This window comes from Pseudomonas sp. GQ91, assembly GCF_059758795.1.
Genome location: NZ_JCAXED010000001.1, coordinates 134,240 through 148,841, shown reverse-complemented (window position 1 = coordinate 148,841; position 14,602 = coordinate 134,240). Strand labels below are relative to the sequence as shown.

General features: G+C 61.0%; 8 protein-coding genes. 2 read left to right on the top strand and 6 right to left on the bottom strand.

Annotated features, from left to right (window positions below; genetic code table 11):
- Window positions 1-41 precede the first annotated feature (41 nt).
- From AC6CIA_RS00590 to tpx, 6 genes are all read right to left on the bottom strand, one after another.
- On the bottom strand, window positions 42-2,126 hold the full coding sequence (locus AC6CIA_RS00590) for a putative bifunctional diguanylate cyclase/phosphodiesterase (protein WP_498310146.1): 2,085 nt from the start codon (window positions 2,124-2,126) through the stop codon (window positions 42-44).
- Between the two features lie 155 nt (window positions 2,127-2,281).
- A complete protein-coding gene (locus AC6CIA_RS00585) occupies window positions 2,282-3,700 on the bottom strand; it encodes an efflux transporter outer membrane subunit (protein ID WP_498310415.1) in 1,419 nt (472 codons plus the stop codon).
- Window positions 3,701-3,819: 119 nt separating this feature from the next.
- Window positions 3,820-6,927, bottom strand: coding sequence for an efflux RND transporter permease subunit (locus AC6CIA_RS00580; RefSeq protein WP_498310145.1), 3,108 nt, complete (start codon window positions 6,925-6,927; stop codon window positions 3,820-3,822).
- Complete coding sequence (locus AC6CIA_RS00575; protein ID WP_498310144.1) at window positions 6,924-10,025, bottom strand: MdtB/MuxB family multidrug efflux RND transporter permease subunit; 3,102 nt, start codon at window positions 10,023-10,025, stop codon at window positions 6,924-6,926. Before AC6CIA_RS00575 ends, AC6CIA_RS00580 begins: the two co-directional genes overlap by 4 nt.
- A complete protein-coding gene (locus AC6CIA_RS00570; RefSeq protein WP_498310143.1) occupies window positions 10,022-11,320 on the bottom strand; it encodes an MdtA/MuxA family multidrug efflux RND transporter periplasmic adaptor subunit in 1,299 nt (432 codons plus the stop codon). The genes AC6CIA_RS00575 and AC6CIA_RS00570 overlap by 4 nt, the downstream gene beginning before the upstream one ends.
- Window positions 11,321-11,553: 233 nt before the next feature.
- Complete coding sequence (gene tpx, locus AC6CIA_RS00565; protein WP_498310142.1) at window positions 11,554-12,054, bottom strand: thiol peroxidase; 501 nt, start codon at window positions 12,052-12,054, stop codon at window positions 11,554-11,556.
- Window positions 12,055-12,301: 247 nt separating this feature from the next.
- Here tpx and AC6CIA_RS00560 point away from each other — a divergent pair, with 247 nt between their 5' ends.
- On the top strand, window positions 12,302-13,513 hold the full coding sequence (locus AC6CIA_RS00560; RefSeq protein WP_498310141.1) for a glycosyltransferase family 4 protein: 1,212 nt from the start codon (window positions 12,302-12,304) through the stop codon (window positions 13,511-13,513).
- A 72-nt stretch (window positions 13,514-13,585) separates the two neighbouring features.
- On the top strand, window positions 13,586-14,491 hold the full coding sequence (locus tag AC6CIA_RS00555) for an AraC family transcriptional regulator (RefSeq protein ID WP_498310140.1): 906 nt from the start codon (window positions 13,586-13,588) through the stop codon (window positions 14,489-14,491).
- The last annotated feature ends 111 nt before the right edge of the window (window positions 14,492-14,602 follow it).

Genomic DNA, 14,602 nt, shown 5'->3' with positions numbered 1-14,602 from the left:
GACCGGCGCACGTTCGTAGGCACGACGGTCAGTGTCGACGGTTAGCGGTTGTGCGCCAACGGTGCTGCGCGCACGATCTCGGCCATGAAATCCTCGGCCGGTAACGGGTGCCCCAACAGATACCCTTGCAGGGAGTCGCAGCCCAAGCGCGTCAGGAAACTCTGTTGCACGTCGGTTTCCACGCCTTCAGCGACAATCCGCAAACCCAGGGCCTGGCCCAAGGCGACGATGGCCGAGACGATGGCCGCGTCGTCGCTGTCGTGCTCGAGGTCGCGGACAAACCCGCGGTCGATCTTCAGCTCATTGGCCGGCAGGCGCTTGAGGTACATCAGGCTCGAGTAGCCGGTGCCGAAGTCGTCGATGGACAGGTCGACCCCCATGTCCGAGAGTTTTTGCAGGACTGTCATGCTCGCGTCGGCATCGCGCATAGCCGTGGTTTCGGTAATTTCCAGGGTCAGGCTGTTGGCCGGTAATCGATGGCGTTCCAGGGCGCTGGCGACACTCCTGACCAGCCCGGCGTGGCAAAACTGCAAGGCCGAGAGATTCACCGCAACGCGCCATCCCCTATAGCCCTGGGCATACCAGACTTGCATCTGCCGGCACGCCTCATCGAGCACCCATTCGCCGATGGGAATGATCAGGCCGGTCTTTTCCGCCAGCTCAATGAATTTGTCCGGCATCAACAGCCCGTGCTGCGGATGTTCCCAACGCAGCAGCGCTTCGGCGCCTACCGGTTGGCCGCTGCCTGCGTCGAACTTGGGCTGGTAATACAGGCGGAACTGCTGGTGCTTGAGGGCGCTACGCAAGTCTTGCAGCAGTTGCAGTTGCTTGCGCGCGTTGTTGTTCATCGAGACGTCAAAAAAGCTGTAGCCGTTCTTGCCCATGCTCTTGGCGTGATACATCGCCGCATCGGCGTTCATCAGCAATTCCTGGGGCGTCTGGCCATTGCCCGGGAACAGGGCGATGCCGATGCTGGCGGAAATATGCAACTCATGCTCGGCGACCCGGAACATTTGATTGATCAGGCCGACCTGACGTTCCGCGAGGCGAACCGCGTCATCGGGCTGGTTCAACTGCACCAACAACACAAACTCGTCGCCACCGATTCTGGCCAGGGTGTCCTGACTGCGCAGGTCTTCGCGCAGGCGCATGCCTACCTCGCGCAGCAACTGGTCACCCATATGGTGGCCGAAAGCATCGTTGACTGGCTTGAAGCCATCAAGGTCAATAAACATCAGGGCAAAACAGCCGCCCTTTTCCGTGACCCATTGTGTCGCTTGCTGGATACGGTCCGAAAGCAATGTGCGGTTAGGCAGCCCGGTCAGGGTGTCATGCAGGGCCAGGTGGGTCAGTTCCTCGTTGGCCTGGCTCAGGGAGTCAGTCAACAACGCGGTGCGGGCTTCCAGGCGTGCGTCCAGCAACGAGGTCAATAACGCAATGATCAGCACCGCGAGTGTGGTGATCAACACCAGATTGTCCAGGCCGTTGCCGCTCAAGCCATTCAGCGCCGCGCCGCAGAAACTGCCGTCGGCAAAACGCGCGGCGGCCATGCCGGTGTAATGCATGCCGACAATCGCCACGCCCATGACCACGGCGGCACCGCATCGGGCCAGGCGTACATGGTGGGTATTGCGCCGCAGGTTGAAGGCAATCCACAGCGCTGCAGCCGACGCGCCGACGGCAATCAACAAGGACGCGCCGAACAAGGTCGGGTCGTAGTCGATGCCGGGCATCATGCGCAAGGCTGCCATGCCGGTGTAGTGCATGGTACTGATGCCCGCGCCCATGACGAGCGCGCCAAACCCCAGTTGCCAGATCGGCAAGCGCGGCTGGCTGACCAACCACAAGGCGAAGCCACTGGAAAGGACCGCGATCAATAGCGACAGCGCGGTGATGCCGATGTCGTACCCAAGGGCAATCGGCAGGCGGAATGCCAACATGCCGATAAAGTGCATCGACCAGACGCCAATTCCCATGGCCAACGCGCCGCCGACCATCCACAGGTGCACCGCACGGCCTTTTGTGGTGGCGATGCGCGCGGTCAGATCCAGGGCGGTGTAGGACGCAAGGATCGCAACAAACAGGGAAATAAGAACCAGTGTGGGTGAGTAACTACCGGTGAGCATGAGACGTCTCGTTGCTGACAGAACGAAAAAGCATCCATGCCCAGGGAAAAGTCGGCGATTGTAGCGAGAATAATTCTCGGCCACCTGAAAAGTTATCAGAATGCCATCTCTGCCGCCCTGCAGTTACCCCGTTAACCCTGCCGGTCGAGCCAGGCTCAGGGTTTTTCGTCTGGCCGCATCTGTCCATCCCAACCGCCACCCAGTGCGGCGATCAGTTGCACACTCGCCACCAGCCGGGTTTGCAACAGCGTCAGCACGGTACGTTCGTTGCTCAGCGCGGTGGCCTGGACATTGACTACATCGAGGTAGGCAATCATCCCGGCCTTGTATTGGTTCTGGGTCAGGCGCAGGGATTCACGGGCCGAATCCAGGGCTTCATTGCTGACCACCGCTTCGTCTTCCAGCACCTTGAGCTGGATCATGTAGTTTTCCACTTCGCGGAAGCCGTCCAGCACCGTCTGGCGATACTTGGCCACGGTTTCATCGTAGGACGCCTCGGCCCGGTCGACTTCGGCGGAGCGTTGGCCGCCATCGAACAAGGTCATGGCCAGTTTGGGCCCCACCGACCAGAAACGGTTGGGCAGGCTGATCCAGTCGGCATAGGTGCTACTGGAGTAACCGCCGGCCAGGCTCAGGGTCAGGTCCGGGTAATAGGCGGTTTTGGCCACGCCGATGTTGGCGTTCGCGGCGATCACCGCGCGCTCTGCCGAAGCGATATCGGGGCGTCGCTCCAGCAGTTGCGATGGCAGGTTGGCCGGGATCTGCGGCAGCGTCGGAATGTCCTTGCGCACGGCCAGGTCGAACTGTGCCGGTGGGATGCCGATCAGCACGGCTATCGCGTTTTCCAATTGCGCGCGCTGCCAGATCAGGTCGATCAGGCTGGCCTGGGTGCTTTTGAGCTGGGTCTGGGCCTGGGCCACCGCGTCCTTGCCGGACACCCCCGCACGGTACTGGTTCTGCGTCATTTCCAGGGAACGCTGGTAAGCCTCGACGGTGGATTGCAGCAGCCGGGTCTGCTCGTCCATCACCCGTAATTGCAGGTAGTTCTGGACCAGTTCCGACTGCTGGCTCAAGCGCATCGCGGCAAGATCCGCGGCGCTGGCTTCGGCGCTGGCTTCACTGGCCTCGAGGCCTCTACGCAACTTGCCCCAGATATCCGCTTCCCAACTGACGCCCAGTTGGGCATTGAGGGTATCGCGAATACCACTGCTGGAACTGCTCAAGCTGGCATTGCTGCTGCCCGTGCCTTGGCTGGCGCGGGTTTTTCCGACACTCAGGTCGACGCTTGGATAGAACGCGCCCCGGGCACTGCGCGCCGTGGCCTGGGCCTGGCGATAGCGGGCCTCGGCCTGGGCGACGGTCTGGTTGGCATTGTTGAGCTTGTCCACCAGTTCGTTGAGCTGTGCGTCGCCGTACAGCTCCCACCAGGCCCCCCGGGCCAAGGCGTCGCTGGGCGTCGCTGGGCGCCAGCCCTGGGCTTGCTTGTACTGCGCAGGCTCGCTGACCTGCGGACGTGTGTAGTCCGGTCCGACGGCGCAGGCACTGAGCAGAAGCCCGATAAGCACGATACCCATTGTAGGAGCGAACTTGCTCGCGAAGACCGCAGGGGCGCCGTGTTGAGTCAGGCCGGCCGCGTTATCGTTGACGACCTTGGCGAGCAAGCTCGCTCCTACAGGGGGGAACGTTGAATCAGTCATAGCGGAGTGTCCAGGGCAGCATCGGTACGCACGCCGCGCCAGCCGTTGAAACGGTGGCGCAGGCGGTCGAGATAAAGGTAAACCACCGGGGTGGTGTAAAGCGTCAGGATCTGGCTGAACACCAGCCCGCCGATGATCGTCAGGCCCAGGGGTTGGCGCATTTCCGCGCCTTCCGCAGTACTCAGCAGCAACGGCAAGGCACCGAGGATCGCGGCCAGGGTTGTCATCAGGATCGGCCGCAACCGCAGCAGGCAGGCGCTGCGAATCGACTCCAGCGGCTGCATGCCCTCCTTGCGCTCCAATTGCAAGGCAAGGTCGATCATCAGGATGGCGTTTTTCTTCACCACGCCAATCAGCAGGAACAGTCCCAGCAGCGAGATCAGGCTGAACTCGCCGCCCAGCACGTAGATCGACAGCAACGCGCCGACCCCGGCCGAAGGCAGCGTCGAGAGAATCGTCAGCGGGTGGATATAGCTTTCATACAGGATCCCCAACACCAGATACACCGCCATCAATGCGCCGAGGATCATGAACGGCTGGCTTTTCTGGGTGGCGGCGAACGCGTCGGCGGTGCCGGCCATCTTGGCAATCACGTCCTCCGGCAAGCCGACCTTGGCAATGGCGCGCTCGATCGCGGCCGTGCCCTGCTCCACCGTGACCCCGGGCGCCATGTCAAAGGCAATGTCTTCCGAGGCGAACTGCCCTTCGTGACTGACGCGGTCGTCCGCCAGGCTGTTTTCGTAATGCGCGATGGTCGACAGTGGAATCCGCGCGCCGTCTGCGGTAATCACCTGCACCTGATTGAGCGTGATCGGGTCCTGGGCGTATTTCGGGTTGACCTCCATCACCACCTGATACTGGTTGAGGCTGTCGTAGATGGTGGAAATCTGCCGCTGGCTGTAGGCGTTGTTCAGCACCGAGGTGACCATGTCCATGTCGACCCCGAGGCGTTTGGCCTGATCGCGGTCGACCACCAGCGTCACTTGTTGCGCACCACGGCCTTCACGGGCATCGATGGCGGTCAGCTCCGGCAGTTCACGCAGGGCGGCGACCACTTTCGGGTACCACAGGCGCAAAGCTGTCAGGTCACCGCTTTGCAGAATGTAGGAATACTGCGAAGACGTCTGGTCGCGACCGCCGCCAAATTGCAGGTCCTGGTCGGCCATCAGCATCAAGCGGCCTCCGGGTACCGGCGGCACGTTCTTGCGCAGGCGCTCGATCACCGCCTGGGCAGACAGCTTGCGTTCCTTGATCGGCTTGAGGCGTACCAGCATCACCGCGTTGTTGGTGCCGCTGTTGCCACCGATAAAGCCGGCCACACTTTCAACGGCAGGGTCTTGCAGCACGGCCTTGCGGAAGATTTCCATCTTCGGCTGCATGACCGTGAATGACAGCCCGTCATCCCCGCGCACAAAACCGATCAGTTGCCCGGTGTCCTGCTGCGGCATGAAGGTTTTTGGCACCACCACATACAGTGCGATATTCACGCCGATGGTCAGCAACAGGCTGAGCAAGGTCAGCCGCTTGTGCTTGAGCACCCAGTCGAGACTGCGCGCATAGCCGGCCACCATGCGGTCATTGATCTTCTGGCTCCAGCGCTGCAAACCGCTTTCCTGACCTCTGACATGGGGCTTGAGCCAGCGAGCACAGAGCATTGGCGTCAGGGTCAGCGAGACTAACAACGACACAATGATCGCCGCCGCCAGGGTGATGGAGAACTCACGGAACAGACTGGTGACAATCCCGCCCATAAACAGGATCGACAGGAACACCGCCACCAGCGACACGTTCATCGACAACAAGGTGAACCCGACTTCCTTGGCCCCCAGGTAAGCCGCTTTCATTGGCGGGATCCCGTCGTCGATATGCCGGGAAATGTTTTCCAGCACCACGATGGCATCGTCCACCACCAGCCCCGTCGCGAGGATCAGCGCCATCAGCGACAGGTTGTTCAGGGAAAAGCCGTACAGGTACATGATGGCAAAGGTGCCCACCAGCGACACCGGCACCGCCAATGTAGGAATCAACGAGGCGCGAAAGTTGCCGAGGAACAGGTACACCACCAGGATCACCAAGGCCACGGCGATCAACAGGGTCATTTCGGCTTCATGCAAGGTGGCGGTGATGACCGGCGAACGGTCCATGGCCAGATTGAGCTTGACGCTGGACGGCAACACCGCCTGCAGCGCCGGCAATTGGGCCTTGATCTGTTTGACGGTCTCGATGATGTTGGCGCCCGACTGGCGGTTGATCACCAGCAATACCGCCGAATCGTTGTTGAAAAAACCACTGTTGTAGCGATCTTCAACGCCGTCGGTGATCTTTGCCACGTCACTGAGGCGCAAGGCGGCGCCCTCCTGGTAACGGATCAGCAGCGGCTCATAGTCCTTGGCCTTTTCCAGCTGGTCATTGGCCTGGATCTGCCAATGGCGCTGACCATCCTCTACCGAACCCTTGGGTCGGCGCACGTTGGCATTCGCAATGGTGTCGCGCACGTCATCCAGGGCCACGCCATAGTGTTCCAGGGCCTTGGGTTCAAGCTGGATGCGCACCGCCGGCAAGGAACTGCCGCCGATCTGCACTTCGCCCACGCCCGGTACCTGGGACAGGCTCTGGGACAAGATGGTCGAAGCCAGGTCGTAGAGCTGGCCCTTGGGCAACACATCCGAGGTCAGCGACAGCACCATGATCGGCGCCTGGGACGGGTTGATCTTCTTGTAGGTGGGCATGCTGCGCATGCCGCTGGGCAACAGGTTGCGCGAGGCGTTGATGGCCGCCTGCACTTCGCGCGCCGCGCCGTTGATATCGCGATCGGAGTCGAAGGCCAGGATCACCCGCGTCGAGCCCTGGCTGGAGGAACTGCTGAGGGTGGTGACACCAGCGATCGAGCCAAACGAGCGCTCCAGCGGCGTGGCCACGCTGGACGCCATGACCTCGGGACTGGCGCCGGGCAGGTTGGCGGACACCACGATCACGGGAAAGTCGATCTGTGGCAGCGGCGACACCGGCAGCAGATTGAAGCTGACGCCGCCCAGCAGCATGATCGCCAGGCTCAGCAGCATGGTCGCTACCGGCCTGCGTATGAACGGTCCGGACAGGTTCATCGCTCAACCGGCTCCAGCACTTGCGGACTCTTGCGCCAGCGGCGGCCAAGGCGATCGAAGTACAGGTAGATCACCGGGGTGGTAAACAGCGTCAGCACCTGGCTCAACAGCAAGCCGCCGACCATCACCAGGCCCAGCGGTTGACGCAACTCGGCACCGGAACCACTGGCGAGCATCAAGGGGATCGCGCCAAACAGCGCCGCCAGGGTAGTCATCAGGATTGGCCGGAAGCGCAGCAAGGCCGCTTGATAGATCGCGGTCTGCGGATCGAGTCCCTGGTTGCGTTCGGCATCCAGGGCAAAGTCGATCATCATGATCGCGTTTTTCTTGACGATACCAATCAGCAGGATGATGCCGATGATGGCGATCATCCCCAGGTCATTGCCGCTAAGCAGCAACGCGAGCAACGCCCCCACCGCTGCCGAGGGCAAGGTCGAGAGAATGGTAATCGGGTGGATGTAGCTCTCGTAGAGCACGCCAAGCACGATGTACATGGTCACCACTGCCGCCAGGATCAGCAGCAAGGTGCTCGACAACGAAGCCTCGAATGCCTGGGCAGCGCCCTGGAACTGAGTCTGCACGCCCACCGGCATGCCGATGTCTTTCTGCGTCTGGTTGATCAGTTCCACACCCTTGCCCAGCGCCACGCCAGGGGCCAGGTTGAACGACATCATCACCGCCGGGAACTGGCCGATATGGGCAATCGCCAACTGCGCCTGGCGTTGTTCGACGTGCGCCAGGCTCGACAAGCGAACCTGCCCACCGTCGCTGGTCTTGACGTGAATCTGGTTCAGCGCGTCGGGGCCGAGGGTTTCCCCGGATTGGGCCTGCAACACCACCCGGTATTGGCTGGCCTGGGTGTAAATGGTGGAAATCTGCCGTTGGCCAAAGGCGTCGTACAGCGCGTCGGTAATGTTCGCCACCGACACGCCCAGGCGCGAGGCGGCGTCGCGGTCGATCACCATATACACCTGCAAGCCTTTATCCTGCAGGTCGCTGGCGACATCGGTGAGTTCTGGCAACTGGCTCAATGCCTGTACCAGCTTGCCGCTCCACAACGCCAGCAGCTCGGCATCCGGCGAAGACATGCTGAACTGGTACTGAGTACGGCTGACCCGGTCTTCAATGGTCAGGTCCTGCACCGGCTGCATGAACAGGCGAATGCCCACCAGCTTATCCACCGCCGGTTGCAAGCGACTGATCACCTCGGTGGCGCTCAAGTCCCGCTCCCCGTGTGGCTTGAGGTTGATCAGCAGGCGACCGCTATTGAGGGTGGCGTTGTCACCGTCCACGCCGATGTAGGACGACAGGCTTTCGACCGCCGGGTCTTCGAGAATGATCTTCGCCAGCGCTTGCTGACGCTGGCTCATCGCCGTAAAGGAGATCGACTGTGGCGCTTCGGAAATGCCCTGAATCACGCCCGTGTCCTGCACCGGGAAAAAGCCCTTGGGCACCACCATGTACAACACCACGGTCAGGCCCAGGGTGGCGATGGCCACCAACAGGGTCAACGGCTGGTGCTTGAGCACCCATTGCAACTGGCGACCGTACGCGGCAATCAGCCAGTCGATCCAGGCACCGCTGGCTTTGTAGAAGCGTCCCTGTTCGGCTTCCTTCGGCTCACGCTTGAGCAAGCGCGCGCACATCATCGGCGTCAGGGTCAACGAGACCACCAGGGAAATCAGGATCGCCACCGCCAGGGTGATGGCGAATTCGCGGAACAGCCGCCCCACCACATCGGCCATGAACAGCAGCGGAATCAGTACCGCGATCAACGACAGCGTCAGGGACACCAGGGTAAAGCCGATCTGCTTGGCGCCCTTGAGCGCCGCGGCCATCGGTGTCTCGCCTTCCTCGATATAGCGGGAAATGTTTTCCAGCATGACGATGGCGTCATCCACCACAAAACCGGTGGCGATGGTCAAGGCCATGAGCGTCAGGTTGTTAATGGAGAAACCGGCCAGGTACATCACGCCAAAGGTGCCCACCAGCGACAGCGGCACGGCAATCGAAGGGATGATCGTGGCGCTGAAACGGCGCAGGAACAGGAACGTCACCATCACCACCAGGGCAATGGCGATCAGCAGCTCGTGTTGCACGTCGGTGACCGAGGCGCGGATGGTCTGGGTACGGTCGGTGAGCACCGTCACATCCAGGCCAGCCGGCAGGTTGTCGGTAATACTGGGCAGCAACGCCTTGATGCGATCGACCACTTCAATCACGTTGGCCCCCGGCTGGCGCTGGATGTTCAGCAGCACCGCCTGATTTTCATTGGCCCAGGCCGCAAGGCGTTCATTCTCGGCACCGTCGACGATCTGCGCGACATCCTTGAGGCGCAGCGGCGCGCCATTGTTGTAGGCGAGGATCAGTTCGGCGTACTGCTCCGGCGACACCAACTGGTCGTTGGCATCCAGCATCGAGACCCGGGTCGGTCCGTCGAAATTGCCCTTGGGCTGGTTGACGTTGGACGCGGCAATCAGTGCCCGCACATCCGACAGGTTCAAACCATTGGCCGCCAGCGCCTCGGGGTTGACCTTGATGCGTACCGCCTGACGCTGACCGCCGGCGATGCTGACCATGCCGACGCCGCTGATCTGCGCGATTTTCTGCGCCATGCGCGTATCGACCAAGTCGTTGAGCTTGGGCAACAGCATGGTCCTGGACGTGATCGCCAGGGTCAGAACCGGCGTGTCGGCCGGATTGACCTTGTTGTACACCGGCGGCGCCGGCAGGTCATTGGGCAAGAGATTGCTGGCGGCGTTGATGGCCGCCTGGACCTGCTGTTCGGCGACGTCCATGTTGACGTCCAGATTAAACCGCAGGGTCAACACCGACGCGCCGCCGGAACTGGTGGACGCCATCTGCGTCAAGCCGGGCATTTGTCCGAACTGACGTTCCAGAGGCGCGGTCACCGCACTGGTCATCACATCCGGGCTGGCGCCGGGGTACAGGGTCATGACCCGAATGGTCGGATAGTCCACCTGTGGCAAGGCCGAAACCGGCAGCAAGCGATAGGCGATCAGGCCGGCCAGGACAATAGCCAGCATGCTCAGGGTGGTGGCGACGGGCCTGAGGATGAACAGCCTTGAGAGATTCATGCGCTGGCCTTTTGCGCCTTGCTGGCCGACGGGCTGCTGTCATCGCTGGTCGCGGGCTTGCCCTGCAGGTGCTCGGTCGGTGTGGTGGGAACTTCAGTGCTGTCGTTGACCACTTCCACCGCGGTCCCATCCTTCAGGCGGTCGGTGCCTTCCAGCACGACGCGGTCGCCAGCGGCGAGGCCTTCCTTGATCACCGTGTTCTCGCCGTCGGTGTCCCCAATCACCAGTTGACGAATCTTGACCTTGTTGTCGCCGTCCAAGGCGTAGACAAACGTACCGTTGTTACCGAACTGGATGGCCGCCGAGGGTGCCAGCACCACGTTTTTCAAGGTGTCGGCCAACAGGCGCACGTTGACGAACTGGTTGGGGAACAGCACTTGATCCTGGTTATCGAAGCGGGCCTTGAATTTCAAGGTGCCGGTGGTGACGTCGATCTGGTTGTCCAGACTTTGCAGCACGCCGCGTGCTTGCAGTTTCACATCACCACGATCCCAGGCTTCCACCGGCAGCTTATTGCCGCCGCGATAACGCGCGAGCACGGTCTGCAGTGCGGTTTCCGGCAGAGTAAACGCGACGCTGATGGGCTGCGTCTGGGTGATCACGGCCAGGGCGGTGGTGTCATTCGCCGCGACCAGGTTGCCGACGTCGATCTGACGCAGGCCTACGCGCCCGCTGATCGGTGCGCGGATGCGGGTGAATTCGAGGTTGAGCTTGGCGTCGTCGACCGCGCCCTGATTGGTCTTGACCGTGCCCTGGTACTGCATGACCAGCGCGGCGGCGGTATCCAGGGTTTGTTTGGCGATACTGTCTTGTGCATACAGGCCGCGATAGCGCTCAAGGTCGACCTGGGCGTTTTTCAGTTGGGCCTGGTTCTGCAACAGTGTGCCCTGCGCCTGGAGCAAGGCATTCTGATAACTGCGCGGATCAATTTCCGCCAGCAGATCGCCCGCCTTGACCATTTGCCCTTCCTCAAAGGCAATCTTGACCAGCTCGCCCCCCACCCGGCTGCGCACATTGATGGTGTTCAATGCCGTCACCGTCCCCAATGCCTTGTAATACACCGGGAAATCTCCCTGCACCGCAGGCGCTACACGCACCGGTACCGGGCCGGCAGCCCCTCCGAAACCCGGACGCATCATCCCGGTTTTGCTAGTGCGGTTCGCCGGGGCTTCTTTATTCTCGGCACCTGTAGGCCAGAATATCCAGCACAGGCCGGCAATAACCAACAGAACGAGCAGGCCAAAAAGCCAGCGGCGGGAGTTGCGGGGAGCGGATTGCATGGATTGATCAACCATTGGGGACAAGAGCTTCTTCTTCGGGAGGCTGAAAGATAAGCACTGGAGCGTTTTAAGAAAAGCGCCTTTACTGGCTATTTACTTTCGGACTTACACTTCTTCACCGACGGACCAACAGCTTCGGATCCTTGGGCTAAGCCGCTGAAGCGTAAATAAAAACGGCCTGGACTAGGCCAGGCCGCAATCATGCATCACGCGTGTTACTGCAAAACGACAGCCACGGGCCTGGATGATTACTTCAGGACCGCCAGGGCCGCTTCATAGTTCGGCTCTTCACCGATCTCCTTGACCAGCTCGCTGTGCAGCACGTTGTCATTTTCGTCCAGCACGACCACGGCGCGTGCGGTCAGGCCCTTGAGTGGACCATCGGCAACGGATACACCGTAGTCGACGGCGAACCCGGCGCTGCGGAAATCCGACAGGCTCTTGACGTTTTCCAGGCCTTCGGCACCGCAAAAGCGCGCCTGGGCAAATGGCAGGTCGGTGGAGATACACAGCACAACGGTGTTGGCCAGCTCATTGGCCTTGGCGTTGAACGTGCGAACCGAGGTGGCGCAAGTCGGAGTGTCGACGCTTGGGAAGATGTTCAGCACTTTGCGCTTGCCGGCGAAAGTGGCCAGGGTTACGTCCGACAGATCGCCGGCGGTCAGGGAAAAGTCGGGAGCCTGCGTACCGGTTTGCGGCAACTGGCCTTCAACCTGGACGGGGTTACCACGGAGGGTGACGTGAGCCATGAAAGGAATCCTTATGCTGGGTTTAGTGAAACGAATTCGAGAGGCGGAAGTTAACCACAAAGTGGAGTGAGCACCTACGCCTGGACATAAATTGTCATGACGGCCGCTGCTTCACAGCTGTGGTTTAATTGCGCGGTTTTCATCCTGCCCTTGAAGGAATCCGTCGTTGAAGAATCCACCTGTTACTCGCGTCCTGGTCATCGGATATGTATGGCCGGAGCCACGATCCTCAGCCGCGGGTGGGCATATGATGCAGATTCTCGAAACTTTTCTTACACAAGATTGGGACATTACCTTCAGCAGCCCTGCCGCTATCGGCGAACACAAGGCCGACTTGGCCGCGCTCGGCATCCGCGAGTGCGGGATCGAACTCAATAACAGCAGTTTCGATGATTTTATCCGCGAACTGGCCCCGGATATCGTGCTGTTCGACCGGTTCATGATGGAAGAACAATTTGGCTGGCGCGTGGAGCTGCACTGCCCGCAGGCGTTGCGCGTGCTGGAAACGTCCGACCTGCAGAGTCTGCGGGACGCGCGTCAGCAGCGCCTCAAGCATTACCTGAAACAGCAACCGGATGCCGATGACTTCACGCCCCTGTTTGCGCCGGACCTGGATGAAGAGTTCCAGTTGATGGCCGACACCGACCTGGCCAAGCGGGAGATTGCGGCAATCTATCGTTGCGATATCAGCCTGATGATTTCCGACGTCGAAATCAGACTGCTCACCGAACAGTTCCATGTGCCGCCCGCCCTGCTCCACTGGTGCCCGTTACTGATCGAGCCGCCCACACAAGCCTTCGTGCCGTATGAAGAGCGGGCGCACTTCCTGAGTATCGGGAATTTCCGCCACGCGCCGAACTGGGATGCCGTGCTGTGGATGAAGAACAGTCTCTGGCCATTAATTCGCCAGCGCTTGCCCGGCGCCCAATTGCATGTCTATGGCGCCTACACGCCGCCCAAGGCCACGGCGCTGCACAATCCTGCCCAAGGATTCCATGTGATGAACTGGGCCGAAGATGCCCTGCAGGTAATGACGGCGGCGAGGATCTGCCTGGCGCCATTGCGCTTTGGCGCCGGGATCAAGGGCAAACTGGCGGATGCCATGCTGTGTGGCACCCCGAATATCACCACGCCCATCGGTGCCGAAGGCATGGCGGACGAGCAACCTTGGCCGGGGCTGATCGGCCACAGCGCCAGCGCCCTGGCCGATGCCGCTGTGACCTTGTATCAAGACCCGCAAGCCTGGACCCAGGCCCAGGAAAACGGACGCCAACTGCTTGCCGAGCGCTATGCGCCCGCGTTCCATGGGCCTGAGTTGGTGCAACGCCTGACACAGTGTCGTAGCGAACTGAGTCAACAGCGTCGCGCCAATTTCACCGGCAGCATGCTGCGCCACCATCTGCATAAAAGCACTCAGTACATGGCGCAGTGGATCGAGGCGAAAAACCGCACGCTTTAATCCCAAGCGCTGGCGAGGCGACGCGCAAGGGGGCATTATCGCTTGCGCGCCCCTGATAAAAGCGACGGCAAGATGACCCGAGCAGCGAGAATCACCGACCCTTCCTACGAGCTGATGGACGATCACAACGGTCTGTCCATCATCTATCGCCAGCACGGCTTTCCCTGCCCGCTGGTGCGCTGGCATTTCCATAAGGAATACGAGCTGCACTTGATCGTCGCCAGCTCCGGCAAAGTGTTCATTGGTGACTACATCGGTAACTTCTACCCCGAGAGCCTGTTTCTCACCGGCCCCAACCTGCCCCATAACTGGATCAGTCAGGTGGCCGAGGATGAAGTGGTGCCCAAGCGCGACATGCTGGTGAACTTCACCGACGAGTTGTTCGACAGCGCAATCCCCGTGTTCAACGAACTCAAAGCCCTTGCGCCGTTGCTGGAGCGGGCCAAGTACGGCATCGAGTTTCGTTGCAAGCACACCATCGCCCAGGCGATGACGTTGATGCAGCGTATCGAAGACGCCAGGGGCGTGGCGCGGCTGGGGTATTTCCTGATCCTGCTCGAGGTGCTCAGCGCCTGCGAGGATTATCAGTTGCTGTCCGGCGTCACTACGCCGCAGCTGGCGGATGAGCACAGTATCGACCGCACCAACCGCGCGGTGGATTACATCTTCGCCCACTACGCCCGCGAACTGCCCCTGGAAGAGGTGGCGGATTACCTGGGCATGAAGCCCACCTATTTTTCCCGGGTATTCAAACAGGCGACCGGCAGAACGTTTATCGAATTCGTCAATCGGCTGCGGATCAGCAAGTCCTGTGAGCTGCTGGCCGATGGCGACAAAGCGGTCACCGACGTGTGTTTTGAGTCAGGCTTCAACAATATCTCCAACTTCAATCGACGCTTTCAGCAGCTTAAAGGCATGACGCCTTCCCATTACCGGCGGCTGGCGGTGCAACGTCTGACCGAGCAGAACCTGGCCTGAACCTTACCGAGCAAGCGCGAAATCGCGCCCCCGTCGATACCCCGTCTTGAATCTTGCCCGGCCCCGTTCAAGACGGTATCTACGGGACGGTTCGCACCTTACGCGTGCTGG